Genomic DNA, 21,648 nt, shown 5'->3' with positions numbered 1-21,648 from the left:
ATTTTTACTGTGCAAGAGCTGCTTGAGTCTGTAAAGCTACTATCCACCAAAGAGCGCCAGGCCTTGGCCGCCTTGCTCAAGCAGCAGGGGGTGAACCTTTATGGAGTCACCCCGATCTTCAAGCGAGAGCCTGGAGGTGCAGTACCGCTTTCCTATGCCCAGCAGCGGCAGTGGTTTCTCTGGCAACTGGACCCTGCCGCGCCTACCTACAACATTCCAGCCGCCTTGCGCCTGCAAGGCTGTCTGGATGTCGAAGCATTGCAGCGCAGTTTCGATGCGCTGATCGCCCGCCACGAAACCCTGCGCACCACCTTCAGTGAGCAAGGGCAGGACACCGTCCAGGTCATCCACCCCAAATACCCGTTGATGCTGCAAGCCCAGGCATTGCAAGGCGCTGATGAGCACGCCGTACTGGAGCAGGTGGAGGCCGAGGCACGGCGGCCGTTCGATCTGCAGCAGGGGCCGCTACTGCGGGTCAAACTGTTGCGCCTGGCACAGGACGAGCATGTGCTGGTGGTGACGATGCACCACATTGTGTCTGATGGCTGGTCGATGCCGTTGATGATCGACGAACTGATGCAGCTATATGCAGGTTACAGCCAAGGCGAAGACGTGCAGTTGCCGGCGCTGCCGGTACAGTATGCCGACTACGCGATCTGGCAGCGCCAGTGGATGGAAGCCGGTGAGCAGGAACGGCAACTGGCGTACTGGAAGGCGCAGCTAGGTGATGATCAACCGGTACTCGAGTTGCCAACCGACCGGCCACGCGCAGCCACCAATAGCCATCGAGGTGCAAGGCACGAGGTGCGGCTTCCGGAGGCGCTGGTGCATTCACTCAAGCAATTGGCCCAGCGCCAGGGCGCGACCCTGTTCATGCTGTTGCTGGCCAGTTTCCAGACCTTGCTGCATCGCTACTCCGGGCAGTCGGACATCCGTGTTGGGGTACCGGTAGCCAACCGTAACCGGGTGGAAACCGAGCGGCTGATCGGCTTTTTCGTCAATACCCAGGTACTGCGCGCCGAGTTCGACCTGCAGATGACCTTCAGCCAACTGCTGGAGCAGGTCAAGCAGCGTGTGCTGGGTGCGCAAAGCCACCAGGATCTGCCTTTCGAGCAACTGGTGGACGCCTTGCAGCCGGAGCGTAGCCTTAGCCATAGCCCGCTGTTCCAGGTGCTGTACAACCACCAGATGCAGGCCAAGGGCAAGCAGCGCAGCGTGCAAGGGCTGCAGGTGGCGGGGTTGAGCTGGGACCATGACACGGCCAAGTTCGACCTTACCCTCGACACCTTCGAATACGAGCACAGCCTTGGCGCCGCCTTGAGCTATGCCACTGACCTGTTTGATGCCGCGACCATCGAGCAAATGGCACAGCACTGGGTAAGCCTGCTTGAGGCCATTGTCCGCCAGCCAGGGCAGCGAGTCGCCGAGTTGCCGCTGATCGGCCAGCAGGTGCAGCAGCAGATCGTGCAGGCCTGGAACCCGGCGCTAACCCATTGCCCGGTAGAGCAGACGCTTCACCAATTGATCGAAGCCCAGGTGGAGGCCGCGCCGGACGCCGTGGCGCTGGTGTTCGGCGAGCAGACCCTGAGCTATGCCGAACTCAACTGCCGGGCCAACCCGTTGGCGCACAGGCTGATCGAACTGGGCGCCGGGCCGGATGTACTGGTCGGCCTGGCCGTGGAGCGCGGCCTGGAAATGGTCATTGGCCTGCTGGCCATTCTCAAGGCCGGTGCTGCCTATGTGCCGCTCGACCCTGAGTATCCGCAAGACCGCCTTGGCTACATGTTCGAGGACAGCGGCATTCGCCTGTTGCTGACCCAGCAGCACCTGCGTAACGGGCTGCCGGTGCCAGCGGGTGTACATACCCTTATGCTCGACGACGAAGCTGGATTGGCCGGCTACAGCGAGGCCAACCCCGCTTGCCAGGTGGGCCCGGATAACCTGGCGTATGTCATCTACACCTCGGGCTCTACTGGCAAGCCCAAGGGTACGCTGCTGCCGCACCGCAACGTGGTGCGCCTGTTTGCCGCCACCCGGCACTGGTTCCACTTCGATGCCAGTGATGTCTGGACCGTGTTCCACTCCTACGCTTTCGATTTCTCGGTGTGGGAGCTGTATGGCGCGTTGCTGTATGGCGGCAAGGCGGTCATCGTGCCCAAGGATGTGGCGCGCTCCAGTGAAGACTTCCATGCACTGCTGGTGCGCGAGCAGGTTACCGTGCTCAACCAGACGCCCTCCGCGTTCAAACCGCTGATCCCGGTTGCCTGCGAGGCAGCCGGGGCGGGTCGGCAACTGGCCCTGCGCTACGTGGTGTTTGGCGGTGAAGCCCTGGAGGTCAGCAGCCTCAAGCCTTGGTTCGAGGCGTTTGGCGACCGCCAGCCGCGCATGATCAACATGTACGGCATTACCGAAACCACCGTGCACGTTACCTACCGGCCTATCACCCTTGATGACCTGCGCAGCGGCGCCAGCAGCCCGATCGGCGAGGTGATTCCCGACCTGTCGTGGTACTTGCTCGACGCCGCCTTGAACCCGATCCTGCCGGGCTGCACGGGGGAAATGCTGATTGGCCAGGCAGGCCTGGCACGCGGCTACCATGGCCGCCCAGGGCTGACTGCCGAGCGCTTCGTTCCGAACCCGTTCGATGACAATGGCGGCCGCCTGTACCGCTCAGGCGACCTTGCGCGTTACCGCAGCGACGGCGTTATCGAGTACATCGGGCGCATCGACCACCAGGTGAAGATTCGCGGTTTCCGTATCGAACTGGGCGAGATCGAGGCGCGCCTGCTCGAACAGCCTGCTGTACGCCAGGTGGCGGTACTGGCGGTGGATGGTGACAGTGGCAAGCAGTTGGTGGGTTATGTGGTGCCTGCCGATACCGGTGTGCTGCAAGGCGCTGAACAGCAGGCGCAACTGCGTGACAACCTGCGTGGCGAACTGAAGGCCAGCCTGCCTGAGCATATGGTGCCGGCGCACCTGCTGTTCCTTGAGCAACTGCCACTGACCGGTAACGGCAAGCTCGATCGCAAAGCCTTGCCGGCGCCGGACGCCAGCTTGCTGCAGGGTGAATATGTTGCCCCGCAAAGCGAACTGGAACAGCAGATCGCAGCCATCTGGGCTGACGTACTGAAACTGGAAAAGGTCGGCCTTGCCGATAACTTTTTCGAGCTGGGCGGCGACTCGATCATGTCGCTGCAGGTGGTCAGCCGCGCGCGTCAGCTGGATATCCAGTTCACGCCCAAGGAGCTGTTCCAGCACCAGACTGTGCAAGGCTTGGCGGCGGTTGCCCGGCGTGAGAGCGGTACCGCAATCGACCAGGGGCGAGTAGAGGGCAGCATGCCGCTGACGCCGATCCAGCAGTGGTTTTTCGAGTCAGATATCGTCGCGCGCCATCACTGGAACCAGTCGGTGCTGCTGAGGGGCAACGAGAGACTTGATGAAGGCCATTTGCGAGCGGCATTGCAGTGCGTAATCGAACATCATGATGCCCTGCGCCTGCGCTTCAACCAGGTGGAAGGCGCCTGGCAAGCCGTGTTCGTTGCTTCGCAACAAGAAGTACTGTGGCGCCATACGGTTGCCCATGTCGAGGCACTGGAGCAGGTGGCTGAGCAAGCCCAGCGCAGTTTGAACCTGGAGCATGGCCCTCTGCTACGGGCGGTTCTGGGCGACCTGGCTGATGGTACCCAGCGCTTGCAACTGGTCATTCATCACTTGGTGGTGGACGGTGTTTCGTGGCGTGTGCTGCTCGAGGATTTGCAGCAGGCATACCACGCACTGGCTGCTGGTCGAACGCCGCAGCTGCCGGCCAAGACCAGCGCATTCAAGGTCTGGGCAGAACAACTGCAAAACTATGCAACGGGGTCCGCGTTGCAACAAGAACTGGCGTACTGGCAGGCCCAGTTGGGGGGCGTTGACGATGCATTGCCGTGTGATAACCCGCAAGGTGCCAACCTGGAACGCCATGCCACCTCTGTGGCAACTTGCCTGGATGAACAATGGACGCACAAGCTACTGCATGACGCCCCTGCAGCCTACCGCACCCAGATCAACGACCTGCTACTGACCGCGCTGGCGCGAGTGATCGGGCGCTGGACGGGTGAGGCGCAGGTACTCGTGCGCCTGGAAGGGCACGGTCGCGAGGACTTGTTCGATGGCATCGATCTGACCCGCACTGTAGGCTGGTTCACCAGCATGTTCCCTGTGAAGCTTAGCCCGCAGGCACAGTGGGCGGACTCGATCAAGACCATCAAGGAACAGCTGCGTGCTGTCCCCAACAAAGGGATTGGTTATGGCGTATTGCGTTACCTGGGAGACGAAGAGGCTCGCCAGGTACTTGCGCAGCTCCCTGCAGGCGAGGTTGTCTTCAACTATCTGGGCCAGTTCGACAGCAGTTTCGATACGGCAACAGGTTTGTTGGTTCCGGCGCAGGAAAGCACCGGCCAGGGCCATGATGACGCTACACCTTTGAGCACTCAGCTAGCCATCAATGGCCAGGTCTTTGCCGGCGAGTTGAAGCTCAACTGGAGCTTTAGTCGTGAACGTTACAAGCCATCTACCGTTCAGCGCCTGGCTGATGCCTTTGCACAAGAACTGAAGGCGTTGATTGAACACTGCTGTCAAGCGCAAAGTCACGGGGTCACCCCGTCGGACTTTCCACTGGCCGGGCTGACCCAGACCCAGTTGGACAACCTGCCTGTAGCCGCTGCACAGATTGCTGATGTCTATCCGCTTTCACCTATGCAACAAGGCATGCTGTTCCACAGCCTGTACGAGGAGGGGAGCGGCAACTACATCAACCAGATGCGGGTTGATGTCGACAACCTTGATACCCAGCGTTTCAAACAGGCATGGCTGGATGTGCTGGCTGCCCATGACATCATGCGGACCGGTTTTGTCTGGATAGATGAGCTGGAGCAGGCGGTGCAAGTGGTGCACAAAACGGTCGAGCCGGCATTCAGCGAGCATGACTGGAGCGCAGAACCGTTCGTGGACCAGTCATTGCAGGCACTGGCTGAGGCTGAGCGTCACCGCGGGTTTGAACTGGCTGATGCACCGTTGGTGCGCCTGGTACTTGTACGAAGCGGCGCAAACCGCCATCACCTGATCTACACCAACCACCATATCCTGATGGATGGCTGGAGCACTTCTCGATTGCTTGGCGAAGTGCTGCAGCGCTATGGCGGGCAGCAGATGGCATCGCAAGGGGCTCATTACCGGGATTACATTGCCTGGCTCAAACGCCAGGACAGCGCGGCTGCCGAAGTCTTCTGGAGGGGGCAACTGGCTGCACTGGAGGAGCCTACCCGTCTGGCCTCTTCCATTGCCCACCGTGGTAATGAGGGCGACAGCGTCTCCGGCCATGCTGAGCAGTATCAACTGTTTGACCTTGAGCAAACCCGGCGCATCGAGGCGTTCGCACGTGCCAACCGGGTCACCGTGAATACGCTGGTGCAGTCAGCGTGGCTTTTGCTGCTTCAGCGTGTCACCGGCCAGGCAACTGTCTGTTTTGGTGCTACGGTGGCCGGGCGCCCTGCGGATTTACCAGGGGTCGAAGAGCAGATAGGCCTGTTCATCAATACCTTGCCGGTGGTGGGTGCGCCACGCAGTGAACAAAGTGTCGCTCAATGGCTTGAGCAAGTGCAGTCCTGCAATCTGGCGCTTCGCGAATTCGAGCATACGCCGCTGTTTGAGGTGCAACGCTGGGCTGGCCTTGGCGGTGAGGCACTGTTCGACAGCCTGTTGGTGTTTGAAAACTATCCGGTATCACAGGCACTCAAGCAAGCGGCTCCAGGCGGGTTGAACTTCGGCGAGGTGATCAATCGCGAACAGACCAATTACCCTCTGACACTGGCTGTGGTAATGGGCAACAAACTGTCGATCAAGTATGGCTACGACCTTGGATGTTGGTCTGATGAGCACGTGAACAGCATTGCCGGCTACCTCCAGAACCTGCTGCTTGCGATGATCCAGAATGCCGACTCGGCGGTGGGCGACCTGCAGTTGCTGGGTAGTTCCCAGATGCACGTGACGCTCAATGACTGGGGCAGGAGCGCTACCGATTACCCCGCCGGGCAGACTGTCATTCAACAGATTGAGGCCCAGGTTGCGCTTACACCACAAGCGACCGCCGTCATCTTCGCTGAACAGACACTGAGCTACGACGAACTGAATCAGCGCGCCAACCAGCTTGCCTTGCATTTGCGTGAGCGTGGTGTCGGGCCAGAGACTCTGGTTGGCATTGCAATGGAGCGAAGTGCCGAGCTGGTGATCGGCTTGCTGGCCATCTTGAAGGTTGGGGGGGCCTACGTGCCGCTGGACCCTGAGTACCCACAAGATCGCCTGGCGTACATGCTGGACGACAGTGGGGTGACCCTTCTGCTGGTCAATCATCAGATGGCGCACGGTTTCACTGTGCCTGACCACGTCCAATGCCTGCCGGTAGACCTTCTGGCCGCAGCACAGCAGGCTCCAGTGCCGAATCTGCCTTGCCAGGTCTCGCCGCAAAACCTGGCCTATGTGATGTATACCTCGGGGTCTACGGGCAAGCCAAAAGGTGCAGGTATTCATCACCAGGCTTTGTCTGGGCGTTTACGCTGGATGCAGGATACCTATGCGCTGGACCAGGACGATGTGATCTTGCAGAAGACCTCGTTCAGTTTCGATGTGTCTGTGTGGGAGCTGCTTTGGCCATTGACTTGTGGGGCCAAGGTGCTACTTGCGCGTCAAGGGGATCAACGCGACCCCTACCTGCTGATTGACCTGATACGCCAGCATGCCGTGACGACATTGCATTTCATTCCCTCGATGCTGCGAGGTTTCATCGAGGCCGAAGGTGTTGGCGAGTGTCAGTCCCTGAAGCGTTTGTTCAGTGGGGGAGAGGCATTGCCACCCGAGTTGCTGAACCAGGCGTTGCAGTGCTTGCCCCATGTTGCAATCCACAACCGCTATGGCCCAGTCGAGGCGACCATCAATGCCACCCATTCCGGGCGCCTGAGTCAGCGGCAAGGTGATGTGGAAATCGGTCGGGTGCTGCCAGACACTCGCATTCATATTCTCGACACGGGCTTGGGCCCGGTACCTCAAGGTGTTTGTGGTGAGCTGTATATCGGCGGGGCTGCTCTGGCACGTGGCTATTTCCGTAAAGCACAGCTCACTGCTGAACGCTTCATCCCAGACCCGTTCGATCCTGTTGGGGGGCAGCGCCTCTACCGCACCGGCGATCTGGCACGCTTCCGTCCAGATGGCGTGGTGGAGTATGCGGGCCGTATAGACCATCAAGTGAAGGTACGGGGTTTCCGGATTGAACTGGGTGAAATCGAGGCCGGTTTGCAGGCACAGGATGCTGTGCGTACGGCGTTGGTGATTACGCAGCCGGGTGTATCAGGTAATCAGCTGGTCGCGTATTTGATACCGGTCGAAGAGCAGGTGCTGGACAGTGCAGCCTCTCAGGCTGTGCTACGCGAGCAGATACGAAGCGACTTGAAGAATCAACTGCCGGATTACATGATCCCGGCACACATGCTATTCCTCGCTGGCTTCCCCTTGACGCCGAACGGCAAGCTGGATCGCAGGGCTCTTCCGCAGCCCGACGCGAATGTGCTGCAAGGCGAGTACATCGAGCCGAAAACTGAACTTGAACGACAGATAGCAGCGATCTGGGCCAGTGTACTGAAACTTGATCAAGTCGGCCTGCTGGACAATTTCTTTGAGTTGGGTGGTGACTCGATCATTTCCTTGCAAGTGGTAAGCCGAGCACGCCAGGCAGGCATTCACTTCAGCCCGAAAGCGCTATTCGAGCAGCAAACTGTTCAAGGTGTGGCAGCTGTCGCCGAAAGCAAACACCACAACGCTCAGGAGCAGGAGCCGCTAGCAGGCAGCCTGGTGTTGACACCCGCCCAGTGGGCGATTCTGGGCAGCGTTGCGCGGGCACCTGAGGCAGTTTCCCTGGCCAGGCTGGCACCGGCGCAAGCATTGGATACGGGCTATCTCAACGCTGCATTGCATGCGCTCCATGAACGCCATGATGTATTGAGACTGCGCTTTGAAGTCGTTGAGGGTGAGTGGCGAGCAGCATTTGGCGATGTGCCAACCGCTCTGCTCCATACGCGTGAAGTTACCGATAGCTCGGCACTGGAGCAGCTTGCCGAAGAGCTGAAGTGCGATATTGATCCAGCACGTGGCATCTTGATGCGTGCCGCCTTGGGCAGATTGCCAGACGGCAGTCAGCACCTGTTGATTGCCGGTCATCCAGTAGCGATCGATGACAACTCCTGGCACATACTGCTGCAAGACCTGCAGTCCCTTTACGATTGCCTGGCAAACGGGGCGCCTTTGCTGCAGCCTGGCCAGGGAGCATCGTTCAAGGCTTGGGCGCAGCACTTGCAAGCTGATGGCGCACGTGCGCAGGGGCATCGCGATGAATGGCAAGCGCAGTTGCCCGGGACCTGCAAGGTGCTACCTCGTAGGGCGATGGGGGATGCGCGAGCGAGCTTGTCGCAACGCATCCGCATGAAGCTGGATCGACATTGGACGGGCATGCTGCTGGACCAGGCCTTGGCCTCCAGCCATACCCGCATGAGTGAGGTGCTGCTGATTACCTTGGCACGGGTTATTGGCAGCCTCACAGACCAGGCTGACATCGTGTTGAGCCGGCAGGGCAGCCTGCGCGATGGGGCTGTCTGCAATCTGGACGTGAGCCGTGCAGCAGGTTGTTTCAGCATTTTCCAACCCGTGAAAGTGAGCCCGCACGGCGAGCTGCAAAGTGCTTTCAAAGTCATCAAAGAGCAATTGCGGTCGGTACCCGATGACGCCGTGCTGCATGTGCACGAGGACGGGGAGTGTTCAACGGCATTGGAGCGCTTACTGCAAGGTAACGTGTTGTTTAACCACCGTGACTGGCCGAAGTCGTTCGATCAGGAGTATGGGGTATTTGGCAAGGTATCATTGAACTTTGCCAGGCCAACCCATGATCTGGTGGTGGACAGTGAGGTGGCCGATGGTCAGCTGTTGCTGAACTGGACATTCAACAGTTCGGCCTATGAGCCGTCGCTTGTCCAACAGTTGGCCGAGCAGTACGTCGATGTGTTGAAGGCAATTGTCAGCCACTGCTGTGATTCAGCGCACCTGGCCGTGGTGCCTTCGGACTTCCCTCTGGCCAAGCTGAGCCAGTCGCAATTGGACAGCCTGCCGGTTGACGTGGCGCAGGTCGCAGAAATCTACCCTTTGTCACCGATGCAGCAAGGCATGCTGTTCTACACCTTGCAGGGGGCAGAGGCTGGCTTGTACATCAACCAGACTGCCGTTTCGGTCGAAGGCCTGGATATCGAGCGTTTCGCTGAAGCATGGCGGCAAGTGATTGCACGCCACGACATCCTGCGCACCGGGTTCTGGTCTGCTGCCCAGTTGAAAGAGCCTTTGCAGGTCGTATCACGCCGGGCGACATTGCCTTTGCGAGTACTCGACTGGCGGGCACATGAGGTTAACCGGCAGGCGTTGAAGGCGTTGGCTGAAGAAGATGCGATGAAGGGTTTTGACCTGGGTTGCGCGCCTTTGATGCGAATGACATTGGTGCGTCTTGCCAATGGTCAACTGCACCTTATCTGGACGCGACACCATATTCTTATGGATGGCTGGAGCGATTCCCGGCTGCTGGGTGAAGTGTTGCAAACCTATCATGGGGACGCTGTCGACAGCCCTGTTGCACAGTTCGGCGGTTACATCCGTTGGCTGACCGAACAGCCTCAGGATACCTTGGAGCATTTCTGGAGCGCCAAGCTTCGCTCACTTGAAACCCCCACCTTGCTGGCAGATGCGATAACCCCGCGTCCTCAAGGTAACGAAGAAGGGCATGCTGCGTTGTACTTGCGCTGGGATAGCCAGCAAACCGGTAGATTGCGCGAGCAAGCCCAACGTATGCGGATCACGCCGAATACGTTGATCCAGGGGGCATGGTTGCTGCTGTTGCAGCGTTATACCGGGCAACCCACCGTTTGCTTTGGCGCGACGGTGGCCGGGCGCCCAGCCGGCCTGCAGGGGGCAGACGAAATGCTGGGCTTGTTCATCAACACGTTACCGGTAGTACAAGCCCCAACCGCGACACAGCGGGTAAGTGAATGGTTGCATCAATTGCAGTCTTGCAACCTGGAGTTGCGTGATCATGAACACGCCGCGTTGGCCAATGTGCAGCGTTGGGCCGGGCGACCAGGGCAGCCGTTGTTCGATAGCATCGTGGTGTTCGAGAACTTCCCGGTCGATGAGCGCCTGCAGCAAGGCAACGATGCCACATTGCAGTTCGGCGACGTGAGTGCCCGTGGCGTCACCAACTATGCCATGGACTTGGCCGTGGAACTGGGCGCGACCCTGCAGGTTGAGTTCATGTATTTGCGCAGCCGATTTACCGAAACAGCCACTGAAACATTGCGCGGCAGTTTTGAAAGCCTGCTTGCTGCGATGCTGGAAAATCCTGATGCGATGCTTGGTAGCCTGAACATGCTGACGACGGCTGAGGCCGAGCATGTACGCTTACGCAATCGGCTTGAGGCATCCGCGATTTGCGAACCGCTGCTTTGCGAGCAGATCACCAGGCATGCTGTCGAGCGGCCGGATGCCATGGCTGTCATTTGTGGCGAGCGGCAGTTGACCTATGGCGTGTTGAACGAGCGTGCCAACCAATTGGCACATCACCTGATTTCCTCAGGGGTGCGCCCTGAGAGCTGTGTAGGCATTGCCCTGGAACGTTCGGTGGACGTCATTGTGGCGTTCCTGGCGGTGATGAAGACCGGCGCGGCCTATGTACCACTGGACGTTGATTACCCTCAGGAGCGGTTGCAATGGATTGTAGAAGACGCCGCCATGCACCTGCTGATCACCAGCAGTGGCCTTCGTCAGCGCTTTGCGCAGGTTGAGTGCTGTGTCGAGCTGGACAGGGCATGTTTCGAGCATTTGCCTGCGGCCGCTCCCGCTGTGCAGATGAGCCGGGACAATCTGGCCTATCTGATCTACACGTCCGGCTCCACGGGTAAGCCCAAGGGGGTAGCGGTCAGTCATGAACAAATTCGCATGCATTGCCAGGCGATTGCCGGGCTGTATGAAATGCACCAGACAACCCGGGAACTCCTGTTCATGTCATTTGCCTTCGATGGGGCACAGGAACGCTGGCTGACCACGCTATCTGCTGGCGGTTGCCTGGTTGTGCGCGACAACCGATTGTGGACTGCGGAGGAAACCTGGCACACGCTGCATCGTCAACGCATCGATGTTGCCTGTTTCCCGCCTGCATACCTGCAGCAACTGGCCGAGTTTGCCGAGAGCCAGCAGCAACCCGCGCCGGCCGTGAGGGTGTATTGTTTTGGTGGGGATGCCGTACCGGATGCCCTGTTTGAGCAGGTCAAGCGCGTACTACGCCCGCAATGGCTCACCAACGGTTACGGCCCCACGGAGACAGTAGTGACTCCGCTATTGTGGAAGGTGCCTGGGCATGAGGCTTGCGAAGCTGTTTATGCGCCAATTGGCGATCGGGTCGGATCGCGTACCTTGCACGTGCTCGATCACGACCTCAACCCGCTCCCGGATGGGGTGGCGGGGGAGCTCTACATCGGTGGGCATGGCGTGGCACGGGGTTATCACCAGCGTGCGGCACTGACCGCCGAGCGTTTTGTTGCGGATCCATTCGGCCGGGGTGGGCGACTTTATCGAACAGGCGATCGGGTGCGACGCCGTGCCAATGGCATCATCGACTTTATAGGGCGCCTGGACAATCAGTTGAAAATCCGTGGTTTCCGTATCGAACCCGGTGAAATCGAAGCACGCTTGCGCAATTTGCCTGGCGTTCGTGACGCTGTCGTCGTGGCGCGTGAAGTGGCTACCGGTAAACAGTTGATTGGCTACGTGGTGACCGGGGGGGCTGATGCCAGCGCGCAGCAGTTGCGTGATGCACTGCGTGGGGACTTGCCGGACTATATGGTGCCCGCGCAACTTGTGCTGTTGCCGACATTACCACTTACACCCAATGGCAAGATCGACCGGCAGGCACTGCCTGCGCCCGAGTTTGTCGGGCAGCGCGAACATGTGGCTGCACGTAACGCGGTTGAACAGGCTTTGGTCGAGATCTGGCAGGAGGTACTTGAGGTGGAGCGTGTGAGCGTCGAAGACAACTTCTTCGAGCTGGGTGGCGACTCGTTGCGGGTGCTGAAGATGTTGTCAAACGTACGCGCCCGGCAACTGCCTGTCGAGTTGAAACTACGTGATGTGATTACCCGCCCGACCATTGGCGAATTGTCCGGGTATGCCGCGAATGAGGCAAGCCTGGACCCGCTTCTGCTGCTCAACAGCAGGGTTGCCCATACAACACCGTTGTTTTGCCTGCACGCCGGTTTTGGCACGGTGTTCGATTATGAGCCGCTGGCTCGCCGCCTGGAGGGGCGTTGTACAGTCTATGGCTTGCAATGCCGTATGTTGCTCGATCAAAACTGGGTAGATGATTCGATACAGTCCATGGCTATTGATTACGCTCAATACATACGCCAGAAGCAGCCGTGCGGGCCCTACCACCTGGTCGGCTGGTCGCTGGGTGGCACTCTGGCGATCCTGGTGGCGAGAGAGTTGGAAAACCAGGGGCAACAGGTGGCGTTGTTGGGCTTGATCGACAGCTTCATACCGGCCGACGAGCCTGCTGTACCTGCGCCAGACTGGAGCGATGACCTGCACGCCTTCCTTGGTGTGATGCTGGGAAGACCGGCGCAGCAGCATGCCTTGCCATCGGTTGCCGCCGATACCGACAGGACAGCACTGGAAGTGCTGATCGACGATATGCGCCTGGCATACCCCTCTCAGTCGGTTTACTCCGGCATTAGTAGCGGGGAGTTGGCACAGACTTTCGTGGTGGCCATGAGGCTCAAGTTACTGTCGCAACAGATGGTTTCGTTGCCTGACACGCGTGTTGCCGCATCGTGCTGGTGGGCGGGGGACCGAGGTGATCGGGTGCGGGTAGCTGGCAGCATGTTGCATGTTGCCGTCGATGCCGGGCACTTCGACATCCCAAAGCACGCCGATGTCCTTGACGGCGTTGTTGCGGGTGTGATGCTCAAAGACACCGTTAACGATTAAGGTTGTCACTCTGTAATGAAGCCCTGTGTTGCGCCCGAGCCGGATCGCATCACAGGGCTTTTTTACGGCTCCAGGTTTTCCCAATGAAGAAAGTCAGCACTGTGTTGGCGCAATGTGGATGACTGGGAGCGGGGTGAGTTGAGGGCGGGAGGGTCGAGCGAATGATTTTGGGCCTTGCAGTACTGCCCAGTGTGGACAGTACTGCAGTGCTGACAGGAGGGTCAGAAGATGGATTCAGCAGGCGTGCCGATCAGAAGTCATAGCGCAGGTTCAGCATGGTGTTGCGAGGCGCACCATAGTGGCCATAGCTACCGGCAAAACCTGCATAGTATTTTTCATCGAACAGGTTGTTGACGTTGACCGTGGCAGACAAGTGATCATCGATCTGGTAGCGCGCCATTAGGCTGGCCACAGCGTAATCGTCCTGGGTAACTTTACCGTTTAGCCGGGTGAAGGTAAGCGATGCATTCGAGTTCCAGTTGACCCCACCGCCAATTGTAAGCTTGCTCCATTCGTTAGGCAGGCGATAGGTGGTCCAGAACCGGAAGGTATCGATGGGCAGTTGAGTATTCATCCGGTTGCCGTCGGCATCTTCGGTTCGCGAATGGCTGTAGCCAGTTTGCACGTTCCAGCCAGGCGCCAGTTCACCAGAGAGCGCCAGGTCGATACCTTTGGTTTCAGCGCCGTCCACCGCTTTCGAGGCCGTGATATCTGGGTTGGTTATGACCGGTACACCGGGAAGTTCCTCTGCAACGTTATCCCGTTGGACCAGGAATACAGCAGCGCTGGTATTCAGCCGGCCATTGAAAAATTCCCCTTTCCAGCCCATCTCGTAGTTTTTGCCGACAACCGGATCCAGTGTCTTGCCACTTTCATCCTGGGCAGTCTGTGGTTTGAAAATGTCGGTATAGCTGACATACACGGATTGTTCCGGGGTCAAGTCATAAACCAGGCCCGCATAAGGTGTAACCACGCCGCGCTCGGTCATATCGTACCGAGTCGGGGCGTTGCCGTTGAGCGGTGTCAGGTTGTAGTGGTAGTTGTAGTTTGTTGCCCGTGCCCCGAGGATCAGATGCAGCTCATCGGTCAGATTAAGGCGAGTAGCCAGGAAATAACCAGTCTGTCGGGTAGAGATCCTGAAGTCCTGGAAGGGATTCAGTTCGTCATCGCCAGGCTTGGCCATCTCGTTGTTCCAGTTGTAGAAATCGATGGTCTTGGTGGACGTGTTGGCTTCATTGTGCTGGTTGAGGTAGTCCAGATAGTTGAAGCCGGTGATCAGTTCATGGGTCTGGCCGAAGAGTTCAAATGGCCCCTGGAGGGTAATGTCCATGCCCTTCTGATATTGTTCGGCAGATGCCTTGGTCGGAATGATCGTGGCAGCACCGGTTGCCTGGTTGATGTACGCTGCGCCGGTACTGGTGCGGTAACGGGCCGAGAAGGTATCGCGATCAACATCCATGTAGTTGGCGGCGACTTTCAATTGCCAGTCGTTGGCCAGTTGTTGTTCGAGGTTGATGGTGTAGTTGGTGGTTTCGATGTCTTCGTAACCCCAGCGCGCGCCAGAGCTGGTAGAGCGGGAAAAATGGGTAGGCTGGCCATTGGTAAACATCAGCGGTACACCCGGCGCGCCAGTGGACTTGTACTTCTGGTGGTCGATGCTGAAGCGTGCCAGGGTCGAGTCAGTCAAATCGGCTTCGATCACCCCATAAACCAGATTCCGTTCCTGGTTGTACCAGTCCATGAACGTATGGTTGTCCTGCCTGGCAGCGACGAAGCGGCCACGGACATTGCCGTTCTGGGTCAGCGGGCCGGAAATGTCTGCTTCGGCACGGTAGAAATCCCATGATCCTACGCCGCCTTGGATGTACGACTTGAACTCGCGTGTCGGGCGCTTGCGAATCAGATTGACCACGCCGCTGGGGTCGCCTGCGCCGGTCATGAGGCCCGTTGCACCCTGGATGATTTCCACTCGGTCGTACAGCGCCATGTCCAGCAAAGTGCTGGGCATGTTGCGCGTCTGGTTCTCTTGGGTGGTAGTCACGCCATCAATCTGATAAGTGTTGATTGCGCTACCGCGAGAATAGATGTTGAAGCGTTCACCGCCATCCTGAGACATGGTGATGCCCGGCGTCTGGTTCAGCACGTCGGTCATGCTCGCCAAGTGCTGGTCGTCCATACGTTGGCGTGTGATGACCGTGATGGTTTGCGGCGTTTCACGCATCGACAGATTCATCTTGGTCGCAGTGCTGGTGATTCCCGTGGTGTAGGAACCGGTGCCTTCGGTAGTGGCGCCAAGGCCAGTGCTATTGACGTTGGTCGCCGAAAGCTCGACCTGGCCATCCTTTGCAGCTGAGCCTCCCGTCACGGTCACGGTGTTTCCGTCGATCTGGTAACGCAGGCCACTGCCACCGAGCAGAATGCGAAGCGACGTGGCGAGGTCATGCCGCCCCTTGAGCGCAGAAGAACGCACCCCACTAATATCCTCCGGGCTATACAGCAACTGGGTATCCGTCTGCTTGGCCAGCGTCTGCAACGCCGAATTCATCGACTGCGCAGGAATATCCAGGGTCCACTCCTGCGCCTGCACCTGCGCCACCAGTGCACCGGACAGGGCCAGGCCCAAGCCAATGCGCGACAGTGCACGCTGGGGGCGAAGGGAGTGACGGATCAGTAACGCTTTGGCAAGCGGGTTGAGCGGGCCGGGCAAGGACTTGGACATCTATTGCGGTCTCGTTGGCAGATGGGTTTTTTTAATGTCAGCTATAGGACGCAGCACCCGTAAAAAACCGGAACGATTCTTATTGGCTGTTTTTTTTAGCGGTGCTGCGCCAACCACGTCACAACTTCACAATTCGCGTGCTACGCGAAACCCGAGGAAGTCGCCGCGGGTGGTCTTGAGGCGGTCGTTGCGGTTAGCCGAGCGTGAGAAGATCGGCGGTTCGCCCCAGTCGTTGCCACGCATGTGCGCGCGGATGCATTTGGGGTCCTGGATCCAGGCGCTGCCGTCGCTGGGGGCGCCTTCGTAGCTTTCGTGGTAGCAGTCGGCAACCCATTCGTAGACGTTGCCGTGCATGTCGTACATGCCGAAGGCATTGGCCGGGTAGCTGCCCACCGGGGCGGTGTAGGTGTAGCCGTCGCGGGGGCCGTAGGTGTTGGCGTGCTTGCTGATTTCGTACTTGCCCGGCTCGTCGAAGGGGAAGGGGAACGGCCCGGTCGAGCCGCCACGGGCGGCGTACTCGCGTTCGGCTTCGCTGACCATGCGGTAAGGCTTGCCGGTGGTCTTGGCCAGCCACTGGGTGTAGGCCTGCACTTCGTCGTAGTCCACGCACACCGCGGGTTGGCGGGGGCCTTGCTTGTAGCTGGGCTTGCTGGCCTCGCACCAGCGGCCGGGGCGGTCGTCACCGCTCTTGATGACGGTGCCGGTGGCCTTGATATAGGCGTCCAGTTCGGCGGCGGTCACCTGGTAGCGGCTCATGGCGAAGGGCTTGGCGAAGGTCACGGTGTGCAGCGGGCCCTCGTCGGGCTGGCGGCCGACTTCGTCGTCGGGGGCGCCCATCACATAGCTGCCGGCGGGCAGCACGACCATTTCCGGGCAGTCCTTGCAGTCTTTGAAGACATCGCCGGGCTTGGCGGCGTGGGCATAGGCGCTGACCAGCAGCAGGCAAGTGATCTGGGCTGGCCGTTGGAGCCAGGTGGATACGTTCATCGATGGTCCTCGAAACGGGAGAATGCGTGCAGCGTTTCGCATTCAGACGAGTCGGGGTGGTGGAAAATTAACCAGTGGCAGTGTGGGCACAATTCCTGCGGCCGGCGCGATCACTGTGGGAGCGGGCAAGCCCGCGAAGCAGGCGACGCGGTTTATGGCACCGGCTGCGCCGGTGTTCGCGGGCTTGCCCGCTCCCACAAAAAAGCGGTTGTCGCAAAGCCCCAGGCAGTGGTTGCCAGCCATGTGGTACCGGGCTATAGTCCAACCCACTGTTCTCTTCCCGAAGACCTGTTCATGCCAGCCAGCCTTTCCACCACAAGCTTTGCCAGCGCGCCAGTCGCGGGCATGGTCGTGCGTGGCAGCCAGCAGCCGGCCATGATCAGTCACTACCCACCACCTGTCAGTGGCGTTGTAGGCGGCGTAGCTCCGCCTCCTTGCGTGGTCGTGCTGGGCTGATCGGCTTCAGGCCGCATCCCTTCGCACACGCAACCTACTGAACACGGTCGGCTGATTCCTACGCGCAAGCGCTCGCCGTCCGTTTGGCTTATTCGCCTTACATCAGGTGGCAATACATGTCTGTCTTTAACAAAGCATCCGTGGCCTCGGCGGCCACTACCAGCCTGTTCGTCCTGCTGTGGAGCAGCGGGGCGATTGTCTCCAAGCTGGGCCTGGCGTATGCCAGCCCGTTCGCCTTCCTGCTGTTGCGCTCGGCGCTGGCCCTGGCTGGCCTGCTGCTGATCGGCCCGTTGCTGGGGCTGCGCTGGCCGCGCAGCCGTGGGGCCATCCTGCGTGCCCTGGGCACCGGGTGTGTGCTGCTGGGCGCCTACCAGATCTTCTACTTGCTGGCGCTCAATACCCATGTCACCCCTGGCGTCATGGCCACGGTGATGGGGGTTCAACCCATCCTGACCGTGGTGCTGATGGAGCGGCAACGCTCCTGGAGCCGTCTGTTCGGCCTGGGGCTGGGGTTGGGTGGGTTGATCATGGTGGTGTACCAGGGCATCAACCTGGGCGGGGTGTCGTTGGCGGGGATGCTGTTTGCCTTGCTGGCGCTGGCCAGCATGACCTTCGGCTCGATCCTGCAGAAGCGCATCACCGACAACCCCATGGGCACGCTGCCGCTGCAGTACCTGGCAGGCTTTGCCATGTGCGCGCTGTTCGCGCCTTTGCAACCGCTTCATGTCGAGTGGACCGGCGGCTTTGTCGGCGCGTTGTTGTGGATGGGCCTGGTGGTCTCGTTGCTGGCAACGCTGCTGCTGTATCGGCTGATCGCCAAGGGCAATCTGGTCAATGTCACCAGCCTGTTCTACCTGGTGCCGGCAGTGACCGCAGTGATGGACTTGCTGATCTTCGGCAACCGCCTGGCACCGCTCAGCCTGCTGGGCATGGGGCTGATCGTGGTGGGCTTGTTGTTCGTGTTCCGCAAGCCTGCTGTACGCCTGGCCGAGGCGTAGGCCTTAGCGGAACTCTTCGGGGATGGTGTGGCGCAGCACGCCTTCCTCGAAGTCCAGCAGGCCGGCCTGGCGCTGGGTGAGCAGGTAGTAGAGCAGGGTATCAAGCGAGCGCTGCGACGTCACTTCGACTGCCAGCATCTTCACAGCCTGCTCGGTTTCGCAGTTACAGCCGAAGTCCTGCAAGGCTGCGCGTACCTGGTCCAGGGTTTCCGGTGGTTTGACCACCACCCGGAACACCGAGCTGGCGCTGCTGTGGCGCAGTTCGGCGAACCAGGTTTCGCCGGCTTCTTCACGGGTGCCGATCACGTCGCCCGGCGCGATGCCGTAGACGTGGAAGGGAATGTTGTCGACGGCATAGCCGCCTTCCACAGCCTTGGCCCACAGGCCCTCGACCGAGGCCGGTGGGTAGCCGGTCTCGTCTTGTTCCAGGCGGAACAGGACTTTCTTGTACGCGTTGCTCATCGTGTACCCCGCTTCAGCTGCGCGCCGGGCGCAGCACCAGCCACAGTGCCACGCCAATCAGCAAGCCGCCGTACAGGTGTGCCATCGACAGCGGCTCGTCCAGCAACCACGCCCCCCACAATACGCCGAATACCGGGATCAGGAAGGTTACGGTGCTGGCCTTGACCGGGCCGATTTCTTCCAGCAGGCGGAAGTACAGGATGTAGGCGAACGCCGTGCACAGCAGGCCCAGGCCCAGCAAAGACAACCACACCTGCCAGCCACCCCAGCTGGCGGGCGGCTGGCTGATTGCGCTCCAGGCGAACAGCGGGCTCAGCAAAAGCGTGGCGCCAAGCATGCTGCCCAGTGCCGACAAGCGGCTGTCCAGGCCAGTGACCCAGCGGCGGGCAAGAAAGCCCGCAAAGCCGTAACAGGTGGTGGCCGCCAGGCAGGCGAGGGCGCCTTGCACCAGGGCCATGTCCAGCGCTACCGGGCCGGCGCCGCTGAGGATGCCGACGCCAAACAGGCCCAGGAAGATGCCGCACAGCTTGGGCAGGGTCATGGGCTCACGGAAGAACAGCATGCCGATCAGCACGCCCATCAATGGCGTGGTGGCGTTGAAGATGGCCGAGTAGCCGGCAGGTAATACCTGGGCGGCGACGGAATAGAAGGTGGCGGGGATACCGGAGTTGATCATGCCCAGTATCAGGCAGGCGCCGAGCTTGCCCTGGAAATCCCAGCGCACGCGGGCGGCGGCGAGGATGGCGACCAGGCCCAGGCAGGCGATGGAGACGCGGAAAAAGGCGGTCGGTACCGTGCCCAGCTCGGGGGCGATGATGCGCATGAACAGGAAGCTCGCCCCCCAGACGGCGGCAAGGGTCAGCAGGCGGGCTAGGGCGATGGGGCTCACGACAGTCTCCGGGTACAGGGCAGGGCGCGAGTGTACGTTACTGGGGCGGGGTGGTTCTTGTGCTTTCTTGCGGTGTAATCCTGCACTGGCCTCTTCGCGGGCGCGCCCGCTCCCACAGGTTTTCTGCAATGCTTGGCCCTGCAGTACTCCTGTGGGAGCGGGCGTGCCCGCGAAGAGGCCGGTACAGGCACCGTAGTTCGAACAAGCCGACTAAGCTCTGTATCTCAACCCTGCACCGAGGCGCCCCGCATGACCCAGCACTGGCCTGCCGGCGAGATCGCCCGGATGATCCTCGATGGCTTCGACGACTACCGCGAGCATTTTCGCCGCATCACCCTCGGTGCCCGCGAACGCTTCGAACAGGCGCGTTGGCAGGATTGCCAGCGCGCAGCCGCCGCGCGGATAAACCTCTATGAAAAGAAGGTCGGCGAGGTGAACGGCTGGTTGCGTGATGCGTTCGATGACGAGGTGCTGCTGGAGGTCGGCCAGTGGCCTCTGGTGAAAAGTGCCTACATAGGCCTGATCGACCCACGGCTGGACGATGAGCTGTCGGAAACCTGGTACAACTCGTTGTTCTGCAGCCTGTTCAGCCATGACCAGATCAGCGACGGCTGCATGTTCATCCACACCACCCGGCCATCGATTCGCAGCCACCAGCGCGCTGCACAAACCAGCACCTATCGCCCCGACGGCAACCTCAAGGGCCTGCTACGGGCGATCTTCGCCGACTACGCGTTCGCCTATGGCGACCTTGAAAGTGATGTGTCACGCCTTGAGGAACAACTGCGTGACAGCCTGCCGGGCTGGGTGTGCAAGGACCCGACGCTGGCGGTGGAGCTGTTTTCGCCGGTGCTGTACCGCAACAAGGGCGCCTACCTGGTCGGCCGGCTGTACAACAGCGATGAGCAGTGGCCGCTGGTGATCCCGCTGCTGCACCGTGAAGGGCATGGCATAGAGGCCGATGCGCTGATTACCGACGAGGCCGAGGTATCGATCATCTTCTCTTTCACCCGCTCTTACTTCATGGTCGATGTGCCGGTGCCGGCGGAGTTCGTCAACTTCCTCAAGCGTATCTTGCCGGGCAAGCACATTGCCGAGCTGTATACCTCCATTGGCTTCTACAAGCATGGCAAATCGGAGTTTTACCGGGCGCTGATCAACCACCTGGCGGGCAGCGACGACCGCTTTGTCATGGCGCCGGGTGTGCGTGGCATGGTCATGAGCGTGTTCACCCTGACGGGCTTCAACACGGTATTCAAAATCATCAAGGACCGGTTCTCGCCCTCGAAAACCGTCGACCGTGCCACGGTGATCGACAAGTATCGGCTGGTGAAAAGCGTCGACCGGGTAGGGCGCCTGGCCGATACCCAGGAGTTTGCCGATTTTCGCTTCCCGCAAGACAAGTTCGAGCCGGAGTGCCTGGCCGAGCTGCTGGAGGTGGCACCGTCGACCGTGGCGCTGGAGGGGGACACGGTGCTCATCCGCCACTGCTGGACCGAGCGGCGCATGACGCCGCTGAACCTGTACCTGGAGCATGCCAGCGAAGGGCAGGTGCAAGAGGCGCTGGAAGACTATGGCCTGGCCATCAAGCAGCTGGCGGCGGCGAATATCTTCCCGGGTGACATGCTGCTGAAAAACTTTGGCGTTACCCGCCATGGCCGGGTGGTGTTCTATGACTATGACGAAATCAGCTTCCTGACCGAGGTGAACTTCCGCCATATCCCGCCGCCGCGTTACCCGGAAGACGAGATGTCGGGTGAGCCGTGGTACTCGATCGGGCCGCATGATGTGTTCCCCGAAGAGTTTCCACCGTTTCTGTTTGCCGATATCGGCCAGCGGCGGTTGTTCAGCCGCTTGCATGGCGAGTTGTATGACGCGGATTACTGGAAGGGGCTACAGGCGGCTATTCGGGAGGGGAAGGTGATTGATGTGTTTCCCTACCGGCGCAAGGCCCGGTGATCGTGGTTTACCAGGCCAGGCCTCTTCGCGGGCTCGCCCGCTCCCACAGGTACAGCGCAGTACCTGTGGGAGCG

The 21,648-nt window shown here is 60.1% G+C and carries 8 protein-coding genes; 4 read left to right on the top strand and 4 right to left on the bottom strand.

Annotation, left to right across the window (positions count from 1 at the left end; genetic code table 11):
* Positions 1 to 13,104, top strand: a complete 13,104-nt coding sequence (locus tag ACQKPZ_RS17030; protein ID WP_427540340.1) for a non-ribosomal peptide synthase/polyketide synthase — start codon at positions 1 to 3, stop codon at positions 13,102 to 13,104.
* Between the two features lie 250 nt (positions 13,105 to 13,354).
* Here the strand turns inward: ACQKPZ_RS17030 and ACQKPZ_RS17025 are convergent, their stop codons facing one another.
* A complete protein-coding gene (locus ACQKPZ_RS17025) occupies positions 13,355 to 15,823 on the bottom strand; it encodes a TonB-dependent siderophore receptor (RefSeq protein WP_391126781.1) in 2,469 nt (822 codons plus the stop codon).
* 126 nt (positions 15,824 to 15,949) lie between these two features.
* Positions 15,950 to 16,810 carry a formylglycine-generating enzyme family protein gene (locus ACQKPZ_RS17020; protein WP_427540221.1) on the bottom strand — a complete coding sequence of 287 codons (861 nt, stop codon included), beginning with the start codon at positions 16,808 to 16,810 and terminating at the stop codon, positions 15,950 to 15,952.
* Positions 16,811 to 17,104: 294 nt separating this feature from the next.
* On the opposite strand from ACQKPZ_RS17020, the gene ACQKPZ_RS17015 reads away from it, so the two are divergent.
* Both ACQKPZ_RS17015 and ACQKPZ_RS17010 read left to right on the top strand, forming a co-directional pair.
* On the top strand, positions 17,105 to 17,266 hold the full coding sequence (locus tag ACQKPZ_RS17015; RefSeq protein WP_427540218.1) for a hypothetical protein: 162 nt from the start codon (positions 17,105 to 17,107) through the stop codon (positions 17,264 to 17,266).
* Between the two features lie 116 nt (positions 17,267 to 17,382).
* Positions 17,383 to 18,264: a DMT family transporter gene (locus tag ACQKPZ_RS17010; protein ID WP_427540215.1), complete on the top strand. Its 882-nt coding sequence runs from the start codon at positions 17,383 to 17,385 to the stop codon at positions 18,262 to 18,264.
* 3 nt (positions 18,265 to 18,267) lie between these two features.
* Here ACQKPZ_RS17010 and ACQKPZ_RS17005 read toward each other — a convergent pair whose 3' ends face one another.
* Both ACQKPZ_RS17005 and ACQKPZ_RS17000 read right to left on the bottom strand, forming a co-directional pair.
* On the bottom strand, positions 18,268 to 18,726 hold the full coding sequence (locus ACQKPZ_RS17005; protein ID WP_427540213.1) for a DUF4265 domain-containing protein: 459 nt from the start codon (positions 18,724 to 18,726) through the stop codon (positions 18,268 to 18,270).
* 13 nt (positions 18,727 to 18,739) lie between these two features.
* Positions 18,740 to 19,615 carry a DMT family transporter gene (locus ACQKPZ_RS17000; RefSeq protein ID WP_427540210.1) on the bottom strand — a complete coding sequence of 292 codons (876 nt, stop codon included), beginning with the start codon at positions 19,613 to 19,615 and terminating at the stop codon, positions 18,740 to 18,742.
* Positions 19,616 to 19,864: 249 nt separating this feature from the next.
* Here ACQKPZ_RS17000 and aceK point away from each other — a divergent pair, with 249 nt between their 5' ends.
* Positions 19,865 to 21,574: a bifunctional isocitrate dehydrogenase kinase/phosphatase gene (aceK, locus tag ACQKPZ_RS16995; protein ID WP_427540207.1), complete on the top strand. Its 1,710-nt coding sequence runs from the start codon at positions 19,865 to 19,867 to the stop codon at positions 21,572 to 21,574.
* Positions 21,575 to 21,648 lie beyond the last annotated feature (74 nt).

This window comes from Pseudomonas sp. NPDC089547, assembly GCF_050280665.1.
Lineage (GTDB): Bacteria > Pseudomonadota > Gammaproteobacteria > Pseudomonadales > Pseudomonadaceae > Aquipseudomonas.
Note: the sequence above shows the minus strand (reverse complement) of the source record. Positions and strands in the feature narration are given on the sequence as shown.

What these genes read in the sequence shown, in the direction of transcription:
- ACQKPZ_RS17010 (WP_427540215.1), top strand. Translation starts at nt 17,383, where the DNA reads ATGTCTGTCTTTAACAAAGCATCCGTGGCCTCGGCGGCCACTACCAGC.
- ACQKPZ_RS17015 (WP_427540218.1), top strand. Translation starts at nt 17,105, where the DNA reads ATGCCAGCCAGCCTTTCCACCACAAGCTTTGCCAGCGCGCCAGTCGCG.
- ACQKPZ_RS17025 (WP_391126781.1), bottom strand. Translation starts at nt 15,823, where the DNA reads ATGTCCAAGTCCTTGCCCGGCCCGCTCAACCCGCTTGCCAAAGCGTTA.
- ACQKPZ_RS17005 (WP_427540213.1), bottom strand. Translation starts at nt 18,726, where the DNA reads ATGAGCAACGCGTACAAGAAAGTCCTGTTCCGCCTGGAACAAGACGAG.
- ACQKPZ_RS17020 (WP_427540221.1), bottom strand. Translation starts at nt 16,810, where the DNA reads ATGAACGTATCCACCTGGCTCCAACGGCCAGCCCAGATCACTTGCCTG.
- aceK (WP_427540207.1), top strand. Translation starts at nt 19,865, where the DNA reads ATGACCCAGCACTGGCCTGCCGGCGAGATCGCCCGGATGATCCTCGAT.